The sequence below is a fragment of the Anaerolineales bacterium genome, from assembly GCA_019637805.1.
GTDB lineage: Bacteria > Chloroflexota > Anaerolineae > Anaerolineales > UBA11579 > JAMCZK01.
Genome location: JAHBVB010000002.1, coordinates 843,855 through 862,603, shown reverse-complemented (window position 1 = coordinate 862,603; position 18,749 = coordinate 843,855). Strand labels below are relative to the sequence as shown.

19 protein-coding genes are annotated in these 18,749 nt (G+C 58.0%); 6 read left to right on the top strand and 13 right to left on the bottom strand.

Annotated features, from left to right (window positions below; translation table 11 throughout):
* Positions 1-13 precede the first annotated feature (13 nt).
* On the top strand, positions 14-1,303 hold the full coding sequence (locus tag KF885_09950; GenBank protein ID MBX3049481.1) for a citrate synthase: 1,290 nt from the start codon (positions 14-16) through the stop codon (positions 1,301-1,303).
* Positions 1,304-1,363: 60 nt separating this feature from the next.
* On the opposite strand, the gene KF885_09945 is transcribed toward KF885_09950, so the two are convergent.
* Positions 1,364-2,470 (bottom strand): LysM peptidoglycan-binding domain-containing protein, encoded by a 1,107-nt coding sequence (locus KF885_09945; protein ID MBX3049480.1) that lies wholly within the window; start codon positions 2,468-2,470, stop codon positions 1,364-1,366.
* Between the two features lie 127 nt (positions 2,471-2,597).
* Here KF885_09945 and hemW point away from each other — a divergent pair, with 127 nt between their 5' ends.
* Complete coding sequence (gene hemW, locus KF885_09940) at positions 2,598-3,782, top strand: radical SAM family heme chaperone HemW (GenBank protein MBX3049479.1); 1,185 nt, start codon at positions 2,598-2,600, stop codon at positions 3,780-3,782.
* Here hemW and KF885_09935 read toward each other — a convergent pair.
* The 3 genes from KF885_09935 to KF885_09925 are packed head-to-tail and all read right to left on the bottom strand — an operon-like array spanning position 3,779 to position 6,719.
* Positions 3,779-4,792 carry a polyprenyl synthetase family protein gene (locus tag KF885_09935; GenBank protein MBX3049478.1) on the bottom strand — a complete coding sequence of 338 codons (1,014 nt, stop codon included), beginning with the start codon at positions 4,790-4,792 and terminating at the stop codon, positions 3,779-3,781. The genes hemW and KF885_09935 overlap by 4 nt on opposite strands.
* 9 nt (positions 4,793-4,801) lie before the next feature.
* A complete protein-coding gene (locus KF885_09930) occupies positions 4,802-5,308 on the bottom strand; it encodes an NUDIX domain-containing protein (protein ID MBX3049477.1) in 507 nt (168 codons plus the stop codon).
* Positions 5,298-6,719, bottom strand: coding sequence for a class II fructose-bisphosphate aldolase (locus tag KF885_09925; GenBank protein ID MBX3049476.1), 1,422 nt, complete (start codon positions 6,717-6,719; stop codon positions 5,298-5,300). Before KF885_09925 ends, KF885_09930 begins: the two co-directional genes overlap by 11 nt.
* Before the next feature lie 133 nt (positions 6,720-6,852).
* Between KF885_09925 and KF885_09920 the strand changes: the two genes are divergently transcribed.
* From KF885_09920 to KF885_09910, 3 genes are all read left to right on the top strand, one after another.
* Positions 6,853-7,512, top strand: a complete 660-nt coding sequence (locus KF885_09920; GenBank protein MBX3049475.1) for a hypothetical protein — start codon at positions 6,853-6,855, stop codon at positions 7,510-7,512.
* Positions 7,513-7,537: 25 nt separating this feature from the next.
* Positions 7,538-8,569, top strand: coding sequence for an SPFH domain-containing protein (locus KF885_09915; GenBank protein MBX3049474.1), 1,032 nt, complete (start codon positions 7,538-7,540; stop codon positions 8,567-8,569).
* 65 nt (positions 8,570-8,634) lie between these two features.
* Positions 8,635-9,243, top strand: a complete 609-nt coding sequence (locus KF885_09910) for a hypothetical protein (protein MBX3049473.1) — start codon at positions 8,635-8,637, stop codon at positions 9,241-9,243.
* A gap of 2 nt (positions 9,244-9,245) precedes the next feature.
* Here KF885_09910 and KF885_09905 read toward each other — a convergent pair whose 3' ends face one another.
* From KF885_09905 to KF885_09865, 9 genes are all read right to left on the bottom strand, one after another.
* The gene (locus KF885_09905) at positions 9,246-10,436 is read right to left on the bottom strand and encodes an FAD-dependent oxidoreductase (GenBank protein MBX3049472.1); all 1,191 of its coding nucleotides are present in this window, start codon (positions 10,434-10,436) and stop codon (positions 9,246-9,248) included.
* Positions 10,426-10,938 carry a DUF1684 domain-containing protein gene (locus tag KF885_09900; protein MBX3049471.1) on the bottom strand — a complete coding sequence of 171 codons (513 nt, stop codon included), beginning with the start codon at positions 10,936-10,938 and terminating at the stop codon, positions 10,426-10,428. Before KF885_09900 ends, KF885_09905 begins: the two co-directional genes overlap by 11 nt.
* A gap of 9 nt (positions 10,939-10,947) precedes the next feature.
* Positions 10,948-11,685 carry a class I SAM-dependent methyltransferase gene (locus tag KF885_09895; GenBank protein MBX3049470.1) on the bottom strand — a complete coding sequence of 246 codons (738 nt, stop codon included), beginning with the start codon at positions 11,683-11,685 and terminating at the stop codon, positions 10,948-10,950.
* The gene (locus KF885_09890) at positions 11,685-12,461 is read right to left on the bottom strand and encodes a hypothetical protein (GenBank protein MBX3049469.1); all 777 of its coding nucleotides are present in this window, start codon (positions 12,459-12,461) and stop codon (positions 11,685-11,687) included. The genes KF885_09895 and KF885_09890 overlap by 1 nt, the downstream gene beginning before the upstream one ends.
* A gap of 7 nt (positions 12,462-12,468) precedes the next feature.
* Positions 12,469-13,884: a glycosyltransferase gene (locus KF885_09885; protein ID MBX3049468.1), complete on the bottom strand. Its 1,416-nt coding sequence runs from the start codon at positions 13,882-13,884 to the stop codon at positions 12,469-12,471.
* Between the two features lie 73 nt (positions 13,885-13,957).
* A complete protein-coding gene (locus KF885_09880; GenBank protein ID MBX3049467.1) occupies positions 13,958-15,016 on the bottom strand; it encodes a prenyltransferase in 1,059 nt (352 codons plus the stop codon).
* Positions 15,017-15,081: 65 nt separating this feature from the next.
* Positions 15,082-15,462 carry a cytochrome c gene (locus KF885_09875; protein ID MBX3049466.1) on the bottom strand — a complete coding sequence of 127 codons (381 nt, stop codon included), beginning with the start codon at positions 15,460-15,462 and terminating at the stop codon, positions 15,082-15,084.
* Entirely contained in the window at positions 15,456-17,513 is a 2,058-nt protein-coding gene (locus KF885_09870) for a hypothetical protein (GenBank protein ID MBX3049465.1), read from the bottom strand. Before KF885_09870 ends, KF885_09875 begins: the two co-directional genes overlap by 7 nt.
* Complete coding sequence (locus KF885_09865; GenBank protein ID MBX3049464.1) at positions 17,513-18,292, bottom strand: segregation/condensation protein A; 780 nt, start codon at positions 18,290-18,292, stop codon at positions 17,513-17,515. Before KF885_09865 ends, KF885_09870 begins: the two co-directional genes overlap by 1 nt.
* Before the next feature lie 82 nt (positions 18,293-18,374).
* Here KF885_09865 and trxA point away from each other — a divergent pair, with 82 nt between their 5' ends.
* Positions 18,375-18,728, top strand: a complete 354-nt coding sequence (trxA, locus tag KF885_09860; GenBank protein ID MBX3049463.1) for a thioredoxin — start codon at positions 18,375-18,377, stop codon at positions 18,726-18,728.
* The last annotated feature ends 21 nt before the right edge of the window (positions 18,729-18,749 follow it).

The window sequence follows — 18,749 nt, the reverse complement described above, 5'->3', positions numbered from 1 at the left end:
AGAAAGAAGAGATATGTCCAAAGACACATTATCGATCACGGACAACCGCACCGGGAAACAATACGAGATCCCGGTGTGGGAAGGCACCATTCGGGCTTTGGATTTGCGCCAGATCAAGACTGGCGACGATGATTTTGGCCTGATGAGCTATGACCCGGCCTTCACCAACACAGCCAGCACCAAGAGCAGCATTACGTTGGTGGACGGTGACAAGGGCATTCTGCGCTATCGCGGCTATCCGATCGAGCAGCTGGCGGAGAACTGTACCTATCTTGAAGTGGCATACCTGATCTTGCATGGCGAATTGCCCAACAAGGCTCAGGACGAGCAGTGGGTGTACGACATCACCCACCATACGATCATCCACGAGAACATCAAGAACTTCATGCAGCACTTCCGCTACGATGCACATCCGATGGGCATGTTCATCGCCACCGTGGCTGCGCTGTCCACCTTCTATCCTGAAGCCAGCAATATCGGCGACGAAGCCGGGCGCACGATCCAGATCCAACGTCTGATCGCCAAGGTGCCCACCATTGCGGCGTTTTCTTATCGCCATAGCCAGGGCTTGCCGTTTGCCTATCCGGACAATGACCTGAGCTACCCGGGCAACTTCCTGAACATGATGTTCCGCATGACCGAGTTGAAGTATGAGCCCAACCCGGTGCTGGAGCGTGCCCTGGATGTGCTCTTTATCTTGCATGCGGACCACGAGCAGAACTGCAGCACCAACGCGATGCGCGGCATCGGCTCCAGCCAGGTGGATCCGTATTCCGCCATGGCCGGTGCGGCGGCCGCCTTGTACGGCCCGCTGCACGGCGGCGCCAACGAAGCGGTACTGCGCATGCTCAACCAGATCGGCGACGCCAAGAACATTCCGGCATTCGTCGATAAGGTCAAGAAGGGCGAAGGGCGCCTGATGGGCTTTGGGCACCGCGTGTACAAGAATTATGACCCGCGGGCGCGCATCATCAAGCAGGTGGCGGAGGACGTCTTCAAGGTGACCGGCCGCAACCCAATGCTGGATGTGGCCATGGAACTGGAGCGCATTGCCCTCGAGGACGACTACTTCATCGAGCGCAAGCTGTACCCGAATGTGGACTTCTACTCGGGCATCATCTATCAGGCCATGCGCCTGCCGACCAGCTTCTTCCCGGTGATGTTCGCCATCCCCCGCACGGTGGGTTGGCTGGCTCAGTGGCAGGAAATGCTGCTGGATAGCGAGCAGAAGATCGCCCGCCCGCGCCAAGTGTACCTGGGCGAGGATGTGCGCGACTTTGTACCGATGGCCAAGCGTAAGTAGCTCAACCACACAAATACAAAAAAGACCTCCCAACGGGAGGTCTTTTTGTATGGTTTTTGGCTATGGTGTGGGCGTAGCAGTGGCGGCAGGCGCACCGCCGCCGGCTCCACCGTTCCAGGAGAAGAAGCGCATTTCGCTGGAGGGGCCGCCGGCAATGTAGACCGGCAGGCCATCGGCATCCACGCCGATCTGAGCCACGGGCACCACCTGCCAGCTAAAGATGTGCGGCTGGCCGGTGCTGGGCCGGAAGTTGGCCGGGACGGTGAAAGTAGTGTCCTTGACATGCCCGATGGTTTGGCGGTTCTGGCCGCCGGTGATGTCGGTGACCGTGACCTGGTAGTACTCGTTGCCGCGCAGGGCGCCGACCGAGGACCATTGCAGCGTCACCGTGCTGCTGGAGGAGTCGAATGGGGAGCCGTTGGCCGGCAGCAGCGGCTCGGGGGCTGGATAGGGCGGGGCCACCGTGGGTGTCACTGTGGCTACACCCACAAAGGTGCGCTCGCACATCGGGATGGAAAGCCGCTGACCGAGGAAAGCCACATCCGAAGTCAGCGAGTTCCACTCCATAATGGCTTCCATCGGCACACCAAAGGTCAAGGCGATCAGGCTGAGGGTTTCGCCCTCTTGAACGACGTGGCTGCGGGTCTCGCAGGCGGCGATGGTTGCTTCCAGCTCGCTGAGAGTGGCTGTGGCCAACGGCGTTGGGGTGAAGGTGGGTTGGGGAATGCTGAGCACCTGGCCAATGCTCAACCCACAGTTGGCATTAAGCGCGTTGGCCAGAATGATGTCTTGCGGTTGGATGTTGAAAGCAAAGGCGATGCCGCCACAAGTATCCAGGGCCTGCACCGTGTAGCTCAACGGCGTATTGGTGGGCTGCGGAGTGGAGGTTGGCGTGGGCGTCTCTGGCGTGGGTGACAGCGTCGGAGTAGCACTTTCGTTGGCCACGAGCTCAGCGTCCTCTGCTGCGGTTCCGCTTGGCGATAACGCAAAGTAGACCAAACCGCCCAGCAGCAAGAGCACAAATGCCAGCAAGCCGATGGCGATGGGGATGCTGAGCACGACCTGAGGCTGCGTGCGCCCGGCGGCGGGCGTCCGCACCAAGGGGGTCTTGCTGCCCTGGTCGAATTGATGGCCGCAAACCAGGCAACGCGGGGAGCGTTCGCTCACCCGGGTTCCGCAGGAGGGGCAGACTTTTGTCGGTGTAGAACGGGGATTGTCGGCTGTCATAGGGAAAGCGGGCGGATTATACCAAGAGCCGCATGGATATGTGTCAAGCCAAGGTTATACTGATTTCATGCTGCCTGTCAGCCTGTATTTGCACATCCCCTTTTGCACCCATCGTTGCGGTTACTGCGACTTCAACACCTACGCAGGTCTGGAGGCGCTGATGCCCGCCTATGCAGACGCGCTGCAACAAGAAGCGCGCTTACTGGCTCAGGCCACCCCGGAACGACTGAAGGTGCACACCATCTTTTTTGGCGGCGGCACGCCTTCGTTGCTGCCGCCCAAGACCGTGGCGGCCATCTTGCAAACGCTGGCGGAGGCATACGACCTCGCTGCGGATGCTGAGATCACCCTGGAGGCCAACCCCGGCACGTTGGACCGGCAAAAACTGCAGGGGCTGCGCGCCGCCGGGATAAACCGCCTAAGTTTCGGGGTGCAGTCTTCCAGCCCGGAGGAACTGCGCCTGCTGGAGCGTGAACACGACTTTATCGACGTGATCCAAGCGGTAGAGTGCGCGCGCCAGACCGGGTTCGACAACCTGAACCTGGACTGGATCTTTGGCTTGCCGGGTCAGTCGTTGCACTCCTGGCAGCGCAATGTGGAACTGGCCATACAGCTGGCCCCGGAACACCTCTCACTCTATGCCCTGACCATTGAGCACGGCACGCCTTTCAAGGACATGGCCGCCCGTGGCTTGTTGCCGGACCTGGATGCCGATCTGGCGGCCGACATGTACGAATTGGCCGCCGATCGCCTGGCCGCCGCCGGCTACGCGCAATACGAGATCTCCAATTGGGCGCGGCGCGATTCCAGCGGTGGATTGCTGGCTTGCAAGCACAACTTGCAGTATTGGCGCAGCCTGCCTTACGCCGGCCTGGGCGCCGGCGCCCACGGGTTCCTGGGCGGCAAGCGCACTGCCAACGTGCTGGCGCCGGCCGCCTACATCAAGCGACTGCGTGAGGGCGCCGCGCTGGAGTTCCCGCGCACGCCGGCGACCGTCAACCTGACGGCTTTGGAGCCGCGGGATGAGATGGGCGAAGTGATGATGATGGGGCTGCGCCTGATCCACGAAGGGGTCTCGCAAAGCAGCTTTTCGCAGCGCTTCGGCCAGTCGCTGGATGATGTCTACGGGCGGGAGATACGTCAGCTGACCCAGTCTGGCTTGCTGGAGCGCATGAATGGTGAACAAGCAGGCATCCGCCTTAGTCAGCGGGGGCGCCTGTTGGGTAACCAGGTGTTCGTAGAGTTTATTTAGAGACTGCGGTGGCCCAGTTCCTGGGCCAGAGCCATCAAGGCTTCGCCGGCGGTCTCCAGGGGCTTGGCAGCGCGCAGCGCCTCCAGGGCTTCTTCGGTGAGTTGAGCGGCCTTCTGGCGGGTGAACTGCTGTGCGCCTTCTTCTTCCAGCAGGCGGGCAAATTCCGCTACTTGCTCCTCTGGAATGCCGCCTTCCTGCCAACGGCTGGCGAAGCGGCCTTTGTTTTCCAGGCCAAACAAAACGGGCAGGGACTTCTTGCCGCTGAGTAGATCGGTGTGCGCTGACTTGCCCATTTCGTCCGGGTCGCCCCAGATGCCGAGTAGATCATCATAGACCTGGTAGGCCAGGCCCAGCTTTTCGCCAAAGAGCATATAGGCTTTCAGTTCGCGGCCAGTTAGCCCGGCAATCCGCGCCCCCAAGTCCGTGCAGGCGCGGATGAGCACGGCGGTCTTACCCCAGATCATCGGCCAATAGGCTTCAACGCCCGGGTTCTCCACGGTTTCATAGGCCATGTCCAGGTATTGTCCCTGGGTCAGCTGCAAGCTGGTGCGCGCCAGCAGCTTGGCGGCGGCGGCGTAGATGGCCTGGTTGGCGCTGTCCTCGAGGCTCTCCAAGCTGATGTGAGCCAGGGCGAACATGGCATCGCCGGCATTAATGGCCTGGGCGGTGCCGTGCAGCGCCCACAGCGTGGGGCGGCCGCGGCGCAGGTCGCTCTTGTCCTGAATGTCATCATGGATCAGCGAGAAGTTGTGCAGCAGTTCCACGGCCGCGGCCGCGGGCAGGGCCGCACGCCAGTTGCCACCGGCGGCGGCGCAGGAGAGCAGCAGCAGGATGGAGCGCACGCGTTTGCCGGCCGCCTTGGGGCCGGCGCCCAGGCCCTCCCAACCCATGTGATAGCTGAGCATGCCATAGAGCACTTCCTGGCCGGGGGTATTGGCGGGCTGCGTAGCTGCCTTTAGCGCTTCTTCGACCATAGGCAGCATTTCGTTGCGGTAGGTGTTTAGAGTCATGCGGTGTGTTTAGGGAGCTTCGAAGTGCATCTGCAGTTGGCCGTCCGGCGTGTAGCTGTAATGAGCCCAGAGTGGGGCATCGCCAGGCTGCATATCCAAGATCTTGGGCAAAAGCACCGGGATGTCCTCGACCATCGGCAGGCTAGCCAATTGGTCGCGGGGGATCCAGGCATTTTCGCCCTCTGGCGTGGAGCTGGGTTCGCCTTCGGCGCTGCCCCGAAAAACCCACATCACGATGCCGGTATGGGGAGTACCTGTATCAATCGCCACTACTGCGCATAGCCATAGATCTGCGGCGTGCAGCCCACTCTCCTCCAGGACTTCACGCCGGGCAGCCGCCAGCACGCTTTCGCCCACTTCCACATGGCCGCCCAGGCCATTGTACTGGCCGGGGAAAACGCGCCGGTCGGCGGCGCGTTTCATCATCAGAACCTCATCCCCGCGGCTAACGAAAACCAGCACGCGAGGAATGACCTGGTAGCGGCGGCTGTCAAAGGCCTGAGGGTTAGTCTGCAAGGTCCTTGACTTCTTCTTGTTCGACTTCTTCGCCGAAATAGAAGGCCCGCGTTACCTCTGGATAGGTGCGGGAGACAAATTCATCCACATACTTGCGTGTACCGGCGATAGCCAGATGCCCGAAAAGCATGCGGAACTGTTCTTCCCAGGCCTGGAAGATGGCTTCTTTTTCGCCCTCAGAAAGCTGCATGAGCTTGGCCTTGAAAGGCCCCAGGGCGCGCTTGCGGTTTTCGTAATGGAACTGTTCGTCCGTCTGTTCGGGCTTGCGATCCTCGGCGTATTTTTCGTCGATGTAGGCGTAGACCTCAGCCAAGAGCGCTTGGGGAACGCTTGAGTAGAGAATGTTCTGGAAGTTAGTGGCCAGGTGTACTTCGCAAGCTTCCGCCTCCACGAACTTACCAAAGGCATCCTCGGGCAGGGTCGAAGCGCCGTGCTGTACGGCGCCAGCAAAGCCATATTCATTGCGCGCCACACGGCTCAGGTTCAGCAGCGTGTCGAAGTCCACTTTCACCTTGGCGACGCTGCCGTCGGGCAGCACCACGCCACCGTGGGACGTGCCGGTCTGGATGCTGATCTTGCTGAGCCCCGCCTGGCCGCTGCCCAATTCGTCGAGCTTGGTTTGGAAGCCGTCCACATAGGCGCGCAATTCCGCTTCGTTGGAATTGCGGCCGCCCACTTCGCCGATCTCTCCGCCGACGGAGACCGTGACACCGGCCGGTTCGTGCTGGCGGATGAAGTGAGTGAAATGGGCCGAAAGCTCAGAGTTCAAACGCTGCTGAGCTGGTTCGCCGACCTGATTAATGTCTACCAAGGTGGAGGTGTCAATATCAATATTTAGAAAACCGGCTTGCATGGCCTCCACCGTCAGCTCTTCCACTGCGGCAATTTCCTTGGCGGGGTCCTCTTTGTAACGCTTGGCCGAGATCTGGAAATGGTCGCCCTGGATGAAGACCGGACCCTGATAGCCCTCAGCGATGGCGGCTGCCAGAATATTGGTGGCGTATTCCGCAGGGCGCTGCTCGGTGTAGCCGATCTCTGAACGAGCGATCTCGAATATGAAGGCTCCCGCGTCGATGTCTTTGGCCACGCGGAATACGCAACGGGCCGCGTCGTGCGAGAGGGCACGCAGGTTCATAGCCGGCACGGTGAAAGTGGGGGGGACATCCCCGCGGCCGCGGGCGATGTAGAGTTCATGGATGCTTGCTGGGAAGGCGCCAAGCTCTACAGCCAGCAAGCGCACAATGTAACGCGCCCAGGATTGCTCAGCCTTGCTGCCCAGGGCAGACAGTTCCACCAGGCTGCCGATCTGACTGCGAACGGTGGCCTCATCTTTGATGGTGACTTTGCCGTCGCTATAGTCAATGCTGTTGCCCAGGGCGTGGAACACTTTATTCAAAGCTTCGTTATTCATATGCATCCTCAGAAACGGGGAGAAGTTGTTGGCATTTTACCATCCGGAGGTATTCAGGGGCGCTAACAATATGCATATCGTCTTCATGTATAATGATTCCAGGTGCGGATGCGCCCAAGTTGAGGAGATAAAAATGGCAGATTTATACGATCAAGTAAACGCCGATCAGGATATTTTTCGCCGTTTGGCGGGAAAGATTCCCGGCTTTAGTGGATATGTTGAGCGCGAAAATCGGCGTGCGGCTGACAAGATCCTGCGCGAGTCGATTGCAGACAGCTACGAGCAGATCTGGAAGCAGGTCACCAACGTGCAAAAGGACCTGGCCAATAACGGCGCTTTTGACCTGATTGATGACATAGAAGAGGCTGCCACCAAGCTGCGCACGTTCATCGACAAAGTGCGCACGGCTAGCTATGGCAACACCGGCTTCTTCGATGCGATCAAGATCAAATCGCCCGAATTGCAGCGCTTGTATGAATTCGACCTGGCGCTGGTTTCCCGGGCTGATGAGATCAGCGCTGCTGTGGAGGCTGTGCGCGCGGCGGTGGGTGGCGACGAGCTGGCTGCGCCGGTGCGGGCCTTGATCGATCTGAGCCGTGATCTGGTGGCCACTTTCGAGGGCCGCCGCGCAGTGATCACCGAAGAGGCGAGCATTGCCACGGGTGAGGGCGATGCGGCTGAAGCTGCGCCCGCGGCCGAGGCTGAAGTCCCTGCCGCGGATGATGCACCGACATCTGTGGGCTCGGTGATGGATGCCGAGGCAGATGCAGACGACTCAGCAGCGGCTGAATAATTGTTGACATTCTGTTGGAGGAGAAATGGCTCGTATTTTTGACGTAATTGAATACCCCAATGAGATGAAGGAAGAGATCGTACATCGCTTCCCAGAGAGCGGTGCGGGTGACTTCCGTATTGGCTCGCAAGTGATCGTGCGTGAATCCCAGAATGCCCTGTTCTTTCGCGATGGCAAAGCGCTGGATGTGTTTGGTCCCGGCCGCCACACGATCGCTACGGGCAACGTGCCGCTGCTGGTCAACCTGCTGGGTACGCTTTTTGATGGTCGTAGCCCCTTCACGGCTGAGGTGTATTTTGTCTCCATGCGGGAGTTTTTGGACCGCAAGTGGGGTACCCCGCAGCCGATCGTGATGCAGACCCCCGGAATTGGCCTGGGTTGGCTGTTGCTGCAGGGTTTTGGCACCTATGCCTATCAGGTGGAAGACCCTCAGCAGTTTGTGACCCAGGTGGTAGGCACCCAGGGTAAGTATGACACCGCCGAGATCGAAAATGACCTGCGCTCTCGCTTGCTGCGCTCCTTCTCTGACCTGCTGGGTGAGATGAAGGGCAAGTACAGCACGGTGCAGGACATCATCGGCAACCAGGAAGAAATCAGCGCCGGCGTGCGTGCCAAGACCGCCTCGGACTTTGAGGCGCGTGGTTTGGTGCTGAAGAGCTTCGTGATCGCCAACTTGACTCCGGCACGCACCACGGCGGAGGACCTGCGCGATATGGGCTTGCTGGACACGGCCACCTATACGCAACTGCAGGCGGCCGACGCGATGCGCGATGCTGCCAACAATCCCAGCGGCGGCGCCGGCCTGACGGCCGGTATCGGTGCCGGCGTGGGCATTGGCCAAGTGATGGGCGAGGCGCTCAAAGGCGCCATGAGCAGCCCGGCCGCGGCCGCCATGCCGGATGTGATGACCACCGCTGAAGTGGCTGGCTTCCTCAAGGTGGCTGAGAAGGATGTGCTGGCTGCCATCGAAAGCAAAGATCTTAAGGCCAAAAAGGTGGGTGGCACTTACCGGATTACCAAAGCCAACCTGGAGGCCTTCCTCGGTGGTGATGAGTAACTGACAGTTGAGTTTCAAAGGCCGCGGCAACCCGGTTGCCGCGGCCTTTTTTGTAGGAGAGCGTTATGAGTCTCGATGAACAAAGCATGCAAATTCAACAGCAGCAAGGTCACCTTAACCGGGTGCAATCGGCAGCTTCCTGGCTAATATTCCTGGGTGCATTCTCGCTGCTGAACTCGGTGCTCACCTATTTTGGCTCGACGGTGATCGCGGCCTTTGGTTTGAGCTTCACCCAATTCGCGGATGTATTGATCGCCATGCTTCCCGAAGTCATGGACGAGTTCAAACTGCTGTTCTCCGGCCTGGCGGTCGCCATTTACGTGGTCACCTTCCTGGTGCTGATGCTGGGCGCCTTGCTGGGGCGCAGAAACAAGTGGATCTATTTGGCTGTGGCGGTAATCTATCTGATGGATGCTGGCATTGCCTTTTGGCTGGAGGATTATCTGGGGTTGATCATCCATGCCATCCCATTATTTATCCTATTCCGCGCTATTCACAGCTTGAACCAACTAGAGAAGCTTGACCAGGCTGATAGCCCCTTGGGTGACGAGCTTAAGATCGGCGCGCTTGATCTAAGCCAAGCCGGAAAGCCATTGACGATCTTGTTTTGGTTGCTTGCTGTGCTTTGGATTGTTTTGCTGGCCGCAGTGATCTTCTTGTTTTTCTTTTGGTAGGCCTATTTGCGTACGCCTTCGCCGGCGGCTCGCGCTTCCTCAGCCTTTAGATCGCCGCGCTCCCGCCAAGCGAAGCGCGTGGCGTAGGGATTGGGCTTGCCTTCCACCACATCTGCGGTGACCCGGCCGAGCAGTGGCGTGAACTTGAAGGCGTGTCCGCTGCCACCGGCGCTGACGAGCAATCCGGGGCGTTGCGGGTCGTGGTCAATCCAAAAGTCACCGTCGAAAGTATCGCAGTAGAAGCAAAGGCGCTCAAAGATCTTGGGCGCCTTTGCCATGCCTGGCAGCGATTCGGCCAGGAAGGCGCGAAAGCGCTCTTCGGCTTCGGCCGGGACCTGGCGCGGCAAACGCGGATCCTGCTGCCAGCCCACGCCGTGGTTGGCAATTTTTAAAGTGCCATCGTTTTGAGCGGGAAAACCGTACCAACCCGTTTTGCCCACATCCGCCGTCCAAACCGGGAATTGCGGCGGCTGGTAGAGGGAGAGCTGACCGGCTTTGAAATGGAAGACGGCCTGGGCGGTGGGCCACATTACGTCTGCCAGGTAGGGCAGCAGCACCGGAGTCCAAGAGCCTGTGCAAAAGATGACCTGATCTGCATGATATTGCTTATTGTCTGTCGCCAGCATACCGGTTACCCGGTCGCTGGTCTCCAACAGTTGTTTGAAGCCCACGTTTTGCACGATATGCACCCCAGCCTGCAGGGCACGCTCGGCCAGCAGCGTGACCACGCGGCCGCTGGCGGCCCAGCCGCCTTGCGGATTGAAGTAACCATCGGGGTACAGGTCGGCGTTCCAGGCTGGGTAGCGTTTGCGAATTTCCGCCGAGTTCAGGCGCTCCGCGGGGTGGCCGTGTTTTTGCAGCAGCAGGTAGCTCTCGTACTCGAAGTCATTCGCCTGCATGCCATCCAGCGTGAAGTAGAGCACGCCGGTCTCGTGGTAGATGGTTTCGCCCAATTCTTCATTCCACTGCCGCCAGAGAGGCAGGGCTTCTGCCATCATGTGCAGGTAGAGTTCATCTTTGCCGTAGTCCAGCCGGATGACCTTGCTGATGTCGGTCGATGCCGCATCCGGGTGAGGGATCGGGCCGGGTTCCAGCAGCGTGACCGCGTAGCCGCGTCCTTGCAGCTCGATGGCCGTGTTAATGCCGTATGTGCCGCCGCCAACGATCAGGATGTTTGTGGATTTAGTGGTCATCGAAGTTCTTCTCGCCCGCGCGGATGGGTACCTTCAGCCGATTTTCTGCCGGGGGGATGGGGCAATTCCAGGCGTCGTTGTAGGCACAGTAGGGGTTGTAGGCCAGGTTGAAGTCGATCAAGAACTTGCCATCGGGCAATTGCTCGGGTTCCAGGTAGCGGCCGGCACCGTAGGTCTCGCTGCCGGCCAGTGAGTCTACGAAGAGCAAGAAGAAGCCATAAGGCGCATGGAACAGGGTTAGTTCTGCTTGTTCACCGTTCACGGTAAAGCTGAAGCGCCCATAACGGGTGTAGGTCTTTAAATCCCCGGTGGACGTGGGGAGCTGCACTAGTTCTTGTTCTTCAAAGGGCGTTACGTCTATTTCAAGCTGCAAAGCTGAATTCTCGGGAAAGTAGCTGAGACCCGAAAAGCGTTCCCGCTGTTCCGGGGTCAGAGGGCTGTTGGTGTGGTTGGCAAAGAACTCATCTTTGCCTTGGCGGAAGATTTCCAGAGGCGTTGGCATGCCTCGAGTTTACTCGGGTTTTTGGCAAGAAATAAGCAATGAGCCCGAGAATTCTCGTACTGCGGGCAGTGCCTCGAGTACTCGCCCAACGCTTTCTATCGTATTGATCCATGTGGCGGGAATGGCTGGATGAAGCCAGTCGAAGGGCGTGAGGTGAATGTTGATAAAGCCTAGTTGCTTCAGTTTCTTTGCCAGGTGCCAACGAACGAAAGCAGTTTCGTCTGGCGATACATAGTCCAGCGCATTACGAAGAAAGGTGCGTTCAGCGAATACTTGCGGGTTTAGCATATTGGGCTCTGCAAAAGCCAGGCACCCACCTGGCCGCAGCAATTCGATACTTTTTTGGAGAGCCGCATCCAGGTCCAGGTGATGCAGTACTGAAGAGCCGATGATGGCATTGTATTGGGCAGTACTGGGCAGCTCCTCAAACGGCATCCAGATGAAATTGACCTCCGGATTGTTCTTTTGAGCAATTTCGATTAGGTCTGGGGAGACATCATTGGCGGTGATCCTGGCCCCGCTGTCGGCAAACATACGTGTGAACATACCCGTGCCACAGCCAATTTCCAGGGCGTGCTTACCGGGGGCCAGCTGGGCTGCGGCGATTATTTTGGCAGCACGCTTTACTGCTCGGTGTTTGCCCGCCGCAGAGTCCCAACCCCAGATGGCTTCGGTAGAGCCTTGAGCGAGGAATTTGCCGTGGGCAATTTCGTTTGCCACGCGATCTTGATTGATGGTTTTACTCATTAAATAGATCTCTTTTGGAGGGTAATAATCGCAAACATAGAAATGTGATGGTTGAGTGGGGTGAGCAAGGTTTCCATCAAACGCCAGAAGCCGAAGCTGAATCCCGGCATTAGATTGCGCAATGAAATGCCTCCTGAGAGCAGGTAGCGCAACGGCATAAAAGGGCGTACTTCCCTGATTTCCCATTCGGGAAAATCCTGCTGGAAGCGGGCCAGGTCCCGGTGAAAGACGATCCAAGGCAGAGCGCTATTCGCACCAGACAACGGACCCTCACCTTGTATCTTCCATTCGGCGGCTTGGTCGTCTAATGGTTCGTGGTGCAGTTTTGTGTAAACCATGCGAGACCAGGTTGTGAGCCATGGTTCGATCATCACAATCATGCCGCCTACTTCAAGACTGCGGCTGGCTTCGCGGAATAGACCGCGTATGTCTGGGATATGGTGAAGCACATTGACCATCAGCAGACCATGCAGCCCTTCGTCAGCTGCCGGGATGCACTGGGCATCCATCACCAGGTCTACGCCTGCGATGTGTAGAAGATCGCTGCTGATAACGTCTGGTGCCACTTGGCCGAGGAAGCCTGCCCCGGAGCCGATCTCAAATACTCGCTTCAGATTCCCACCGGGAAAGCGACTAATCAGCATGTCATACCATTCTTCGTAGATCTTTTTGAGGAAAGGCTTGGACTGGATTATTTGACGTCGAAGTTCGGTGGTTTCTGGCGAGTCGAGGTCCAAGTCGCGTGTTAGCGGGTGTGAAAGTATGTTGCGAAGCATGGCTATCTCAACGGAACTTCAGGCTGCTGGCCGCCCAAGAGAGCATTCTTATCAGCATCAACCCGTGGCTCCAACGGTTGATGTTGGTGCTGCCATAGGTGCGTTCACGATAGCGGATGGGCACATCAATAATCTTGAGGTTGAGCTTAGCTGAACCAATCAGCAAATCGAAGTCGCCAAAGGGATCTCTGCTGTTCTCTGGCCATACTTGGCGCAATAGGGCAAAATCTTCCCGCCAGATAACTTTTGTTCCACAAAGGGTGTCCTTAACTGGTTGGGAAATTAACCAAGAGAAGATTTTTCCGAACAAACGATTGCCAATCAGGTTAATGAATTGCATGGCGCGGTCTTCCATTGGGTAGACCAAGCGCGAGCCATTAATGAATTCGCCTTTGTTATTTGAAACTGCTTCATAAAAACGCAAAAGATCAGGAGGGGAAACCGACAAGTCAGAATCAAAGATAATGAGCACATCATTTTTGGCTGCGGCAAAGCCCTGCCAAACGGCATTGGCTTTGCCGACCCCAGTCTGTTTAAGCAACTGAGCTTTTTGTTCTGGATGCTGTTGAATGGCCTCTTCGATCGCCTCGTACGTCTTGTCTTTGGAATGACCCTCGATGAAGACCAGTTCCATTGCTCTACCCAATTTAGGCAATTCGGAAAATAAGCGGCCAATATTGCCTTCTTCATTTCTGGCTGGAATGATAATTGACACACTAGGCTGTTGGCTGCGCTTTTCAAGCTTGGCTTTAAGGGGACGAATCACAAGCATATTGGTCAGGCAGAGCGCCGAGAATGGCCAGATGCGCGCCAGGTACTTATTGGCAAACCAGGACAATACGGGAATATGCGCTGGCAGCAGGATTTCTGTCTCGTGTTTAATCAGGTCGCAGTTGGTAAGCTTCAACAAAGTATGCAAATCATCTAGCGTGAACCAATTCTGGGCTAAGGTAGGTCGTTTCAGACCTAGCCGCTCTGCCCAGGCAAGCAATACTTGCCATAGGTGACTATGCAGGTTGAGAATAACGCGGGTGCGGCTGTGGCTGCATCTTGTAATCAACTCCAAGACGGTTTGTACGTCCCAAAGGTCATTCACTAAGTCGGAGAGGATGATCACATCGAAGCTTCCAGACAACGGCAATTCACAAACATCGGCTTCGATAAAGGACAGTTGGGGATGCAACTGCTTTGCCTGTATCAAAGCCTGCCTGGAAAAGTCCACGCCCACACCGAATTCTGGCTTCACTGAAGCGAGCAAAGAGCCATTGCCGCAGCCCAATTCCAAGACACGCATTCCTGTGGGAATTTGGAAACTATAGTATTGCTCTAGCAATTTGTGATAGTGGCGAGCACTTTTCGGTAAGCCACTTTTGGAGAAAACAGCATTCCAATGCGTGATGCGTTTTTTTCGATAATTTCGCACGCCAGCAACTATAACCTGAAAGTAAAAGCCCTGGCTTAGGCCAGGGCTTTTAGAAACCTTTTGGTAGCTGATTCTACAATAAGGTGGAGATGTAGTGCCAGCCGATGTTAACCAGCAAGCCGAGGGTGAAGTAGCCACCGGCTTTGCGATTGAAGTGCATGGCCCAACCCACGAACCACAGCGGCCACACCGTCCAGCCCTCCGGCGCCTTCTTAGGTTTGGGCTCGGAGTATTTTTGCCAGCTGCGACGCAGGTAGGGCAACGCCAGGAAGGTGAGCAGCACGCCGGGGCCTGTGTAGTTCAACACGACCAGGGCGACGATGATGACGTAGAAAAGGATGAAGATGGCCTTATTGAGCAGCTTTGAGCGTTCTTCGCCGAGGATGACGGGCACAGAACGCACGCCAACCTTGGTGTCGGGTTCGATCTTATCGATGTGCTTGCCTACCAGCACGCTGGCTACAACCAGACCGTAGGGCAGGGTCAGCGCCCAGATCTCCGTGGTCAAGGGCATACCGTTGAGGGCGACGTAAGCCGTACCGCCGGTCATCAACGGTCCCCAAACCACGAAAGCGGTTAACTCGCCCAAGCCAGCCCGCTTGAGTACGTTGGTGTAAAAGAAGCTGAGTACAAAACCCAGCACAGCAAATACCAGCACCATAGCCCCGACCTGAGTGTACAGATAGAGCATGATAAGGAAATCAATGAAGGTGAGCAGGCCAGCGGCCTTGAGCAGGCCATTGGGGGTGGTAAGGCCGCCCAGGATCGGGTGGGTGCTGTATTGGGCGCGTGGATAGTCTTCCGTATCCACACCCTGGCGCACATCCATGTAGTCGTTCAGCAGGTTGTTGGAGGCATGCGCCAGGATGATGCCGATGATGGCCAGAAAGCCGAAGAACCAATTGACCGAGCCAGCGCCGCGAGTGGCCTGCTCGGCAGCGATCAGCAGCCCCAGCATGCCCGAGATGATGGTCATGGTGAATACGCAGGCACGGGAAATCACCAGCCAGCGGGTGAAACCGTCTGCCAACTCGATCTGCGGGACATTGCAGCCGTCCCAAGCCGTCTTCCAACGGGTTAGCAGCGGCAGTGGGTGGGCAGCTTTGCCCTGTACTGCAGTTCTGGTGCTCATGAACGCTCCTTGATTGTGAACTCTGTAATTAGTCTTTTCATAATAGCACAAGCGGCCCGACAGCGCTACTGCAAGGTGAGCATGTAGGCGACGAGGGCATCAACCTCTTCTGGAGTTAGAACTTGCCCCAGGGTGGGCGGCATTAGATCAGAAAAACCTTCAACCAGATAAGCGCTGGGTTCCATGATGGATTGATGCAGGTATGTGCTGGCATCCATCCCCGCCACGCGCTGTTGGGCTTGGTTGGCGATCCCAGCCAAGGGAGGGCCAACGATGATGGTACCTGCGTTGAGGCTGTGGCAGGCGGCGCAGTGCCGGGTGAACAACGTTTGCCCGGCAGCTTCTTGCGGGCTGTGGTCTGTGTTGGGGGCGGGCTGGCTGCTGCAGGCTGCCCCCAACACAGCCAGAGCGCATAGCCCAAGCAGGCTTGGTCGGATCTTTACCATTGCAGCAACTCTTGAATTTTCGTACGTATCTCTTCCGCGCTGGGGATGATGGTGTTCATTAACGGAATATTGAAGGGGATCGGCGTATCGGGGACAGCCAGGCGCTGCACTGGCGCATCGAGGAAAGTGAAACAGTCCTGCGCCAGCGTCGCGGCAATCTCGGCGCCGAAGCCGCCGGTCAGACCATCTTCATGGGCGATCAGGCATTTGCCTGTCTTGCGTACAGAAGCCAGCACGGCCCCCCGGTCCCAGGGAATGATGGTGCGCAGGTCGAGGATGTCTATCTTGCCAGGAAAGGCTTCTGCGGCTTCCAGGCAGCGGTGCACCATCTCCCCCCAGCTGACGATGGTGAGGGCATCCCCAGAGCTCAGCGAAGCGGCTTGGCCAAAGGGAAGCAGATAGTCGTCGCCAGGATAAGGACGGCGAGAGGGCGGTGTATCGTACAGTGCGCGGTGTTCCAGCAGAATGGTGGGATTGTTGCCGCGCAGCGAGCTGCGCAGCAGGCCAACGGCGTCGGCAGCGTTGGAGGGCATGGCTACCTGCCAGCCCAGGCTGTGCGCATAGATGGCCTCACCGGAGACCGAGTGCCAGGGATCGCCGGTCTTTTTGCTGTAGCCCACCGGAATGCGGATAACCACTGGGGCGTTGAACTTGCCCGCTGTGCGCCAGTGGATCCAGCCGATGTCATTGATCTGTTCGGTGGCCGGGTCGGCATATTTGCGGAACTGGATCTCGGGCAGTGTGGTGAGCCCGGCCATGGCCATGCCAGCCGCCCGGCCGATGATGCCTTCTTCAGATAATGACGTGTCGAAGACACGGCGCCCGCCGAATTTGGCTTGCAGATCCAATGTCACGCGATGCACACCGCCGCGGGGACCCACATCTTCGCCAAAGATGACCAGGCGCGGGTTGGCTTGCAGTTCAGCCTCCATGGTGCGGCGGATCGCTTCAGACAGATTGATGCGCGGGCCGTCTTCCGCTGCTGGGGCAGCCCAATCTGTGGCCGGTTTGTGTGCATCTGTGGGCACGCTGGGCTGGTGGCCTGCCTCCGCAAACACAAAGCGAGGGCCAGAATCCAATGCAGGAGCGGGTTGCTGCAAGGCCGTATCCAGTTCTTGGCGCACCTGGGCCTCGACCTCAACCGCCAGAGCCTCCCAATCTGCATTGCCAAGCAATTTGCGCATAGCCAATAGCGGATCTCGGCTACGTTCTTCTTCTATTTGTTCGGAGCTCTTGTAGGCGGTCTGATCCTCGCCAAAGGTGTGGCCGGTGAGGCGCGGCACCTGTAGGTGCAGCATGACCGGGCCGGCCCCGCTGCGCGCAAAGGCGACTGCCTGGCTCACCAAGGCAGCCGTTTCTTCCGGCTGAGTACCGGACCCGCGTAAGATGTGCAAGTTGTTGTAGCTGGCCAGGTTGGCGCTGATGTCGCCTCCGGGAGTCTGGTATTGCTTGGGTACGGAAATGCCGTAGCCGTTGTCTTCAATATAGAAGAGCATGGGCAGCTTGAGCGTGGTGGCGATATTGAGGGCCGCCCAGAAACCGTTGCTGGCCACAGAGCCATCGCCACCCAGGGCCGCGGCAATCGCCCCGTTCCAGGCTTTGTCTTTGAGCTCGTCACGGTAGTAGGTGGCGGCCTGTGCCCAGCCCGCGGCCGGCGTGTATTGGGCGCCCACATCGCCAGAGGAAGGCAGCACGGTCACGCCTTTACGCGGCGGCAGGGAATAGACCACGCCCACATCACGACCCTCGGAGGGCGAACCGGTCAGCGCCATATCGGCGGCGAAGGCTTCACGCGGGCTGAGGCCGGCGGCCAGCATGAAGGGCCGCGAGCGGTAATAGACCGTGGCGGCGTCTTTGCCTTGGGTGAGTTGCAGAGCAAGCAAAACCTGGGCCAGCTCATGTCCTTTGGCCGAGAACTGGTAGGTGACTTTGCCCCGGCTAACCAGTTCGTTTTCTTCGATCTCATCAATCGTGCGGGAGGTTAGCACCAGCCGGGCGACTTGCTGCCAGTCTGGGCTGTTTGTGCTGGTCGTCTGAGGTTTTTTTGGCATTATTCTCGGAATTCCAGTTCAAAGTCCAGGTTTTCGTCCCAGGCGTCATCTCGGTTCATTTCAATGTCGCCAAAAAGCTTTTCCTGTTGGGCGGTAATGCGATAACGACGCACCAGTTCCAATACCGCCAGGAAGGTCACCACAATATGCAAACGTTGAGGGTTTTCGCCCAGCAGCGAGCGGAAACGCACCAGGGTGTTTTGCTTGAACGCCTGGGCGATCACGCGGATCTTCTCGCGAATGGTGACTTTGGGCGGGGCGACCACCGTGCGCAGCGGGGCGCGCGAATCCTCGCGGGTGAACACGCGCAGCGCTGCGGCGTGCAGATCTTGGATGGTGATGTTGCTCAGGTCGAGCCGGCCCTCGACTTTTGGCGGTGTCGCCAGGCGCAGGTAGGCGCGCAACTGGCTCGCTTGGCGGCGGGCCAGCAACTCAGCCAGTTGCTTGTATTGTTTGTACAGAATGAGCTGCTGCACCAAGGCTTCGCCGGGGTCCTCTTCGTCCGGCATGCGCACGACGGGGCGGGGCAGCAGGGCCTCAGACTTGATCTGCATCAAACGCGAGGCAACCACCAGAAACTCTGAGACGCGCTCGGCGCGGGCGGATTGCAGTGTGCGCATGTAAGCCAGGAATTGGTCAGTGACCTTGGCCAGTGAGAGCTTAGTAATGTCGAGCTCGGCGCGTTCGATCAGCTGGAGCAGCAGATCCAGCGGACCCTGGTAGACCTCGGTCTCGACTGTATAGGGTTGGGGTGTGTTGGGATCGGAAAGTAGCACCACGCGGCCATTATACTCCTGGGTAAGAAGAGCCACTTAGGGCGAGTCTGAAGGGTAGAATGTTCCGGAGAAATTGGAGACACAAATGGCAAACGAACCCATTCATGTAACTGATGATGCCTTTGAGCAGACTGTATTGAAGTCTGAAACGCCCATGGTGGTGGATTTTTGGGCACCCTGGTGCGGACCTTGTTTGCAGATCGCCCCGACCCTGGATAAGCTGGCCGAGGAATTTGCCGGCCAACTGGTGATCGCCAAGGTCAATACTGACGAGAATCCTTCCTGGGCCCAGCAGTACGGCGTGCAGGGCATCCCGACTATGCTGTTCCTGTCGGATGGCAAGTTGGTACATCGCCAGGTAGGCGCCGTGCCGGAGCCAATGCTGCGCGATCTATTCCAGCAGTTCGTCAGCGTGGTCAAGGAAGAAAAAGCCGCTTAAGTAAAACCTCAGTTAGAGCAA

Coding starts and splice junctions, on each gene's coding strand:
- KF885_09950 (MBX3049481.1), top strand. CDS start 14: ATGTCCAAAGACACATTATCGATCACGGACAACCGCACCGGGAAACAA.
- hemW (MBX3049479.1), top strand. CDS start 2,598: ATGCTGCCTGTCAGCCTGTATTTGCACATCCCCTTTTGCACCCATCGT.
- KF885_09935 (MBX3049478.1), bottom strand. CDS start 4,792: ATGACTCTAAACACCTACCGCAACGAAATGCTGCCTATGGTCGAAGAA.
- KF885_09925 (MBX3049476.1), bottom strand. CDS start 6,719: ATGAATAACGAAGCTTTGAATAAAGTGTTCCACGCCCTGGGCAACAGC.
- KF885_09920 (MBX3049475.1), top strand. CDS start 6,853: ATGGCAGATTTATACGATCAAGTAAACGCCGATCAGGATATTTTTCGC.
- KF885_09915 (MBX3049474.1), top strand. CDS start 7,538: ATGGCTCGTATTTTTGACGTAATTGAATACCCCAATGAGATGAAGGAA.
- KF885_09910 (MBX3049473.1), top strand. CDS start 8,635: ATGAGTCTCGATGAACAAAGCATGCAAATTCAACAGCAGCAAGGTCAC.
- KF885_09905 (MBX3049472.1), bottom strand. CDS start 10,436: ATGACCACTAAATCCACAAACATCCTGATCGTTGGCGGCGGCACATAC.
- KF885_09900 (MBX3049471.1), bottom strand. CDS start 10,938: ATGCCAACGCCTCTGGAAATCTTCCGCCAAGGCAAAGATGAGTTCTTT.
- KF885_09895 (MBX3049470.1), bottom strand. CDS start 11,685: ATGAGTAAAACCATCAATCAAGATCGCGTGGCAAACGAAATTGCCCAC.
- KF885_09890 (MBX3049469.1), bottom strand. CDS start 12,461: ATGCTTCGCAACATACTTTCACACCCGCTAACACGCGACTTGGACCTC.
- KF885_09880 (MBX3049467.1), bottom strand. CDS start 15,016: ATGAGCACCAGAACTGCAGTACAGGGCAAAGCTGCCCACCCACTGCCG.
- KF885_09875 (MBX3049466.1), bottom strand. CDS start 15,462: ATGGTAAAGATCCGACCAAGCCTGCTTGGGCTATGCGCTCTGGCTGTG.
- KF885_09870 (MBX3049465.1), bottom strand. CDS start 17,513: ATGCCAAAAAAACCTCAGACGACCAGCACAAACAGCCCAGACTGGCAG.
- trxA (MBX3049463.1), top strand. CDS start 18,375: ATGGCAAACGAACCCATTCATGTAACTGATGATGCCTTTGAGCAGACT.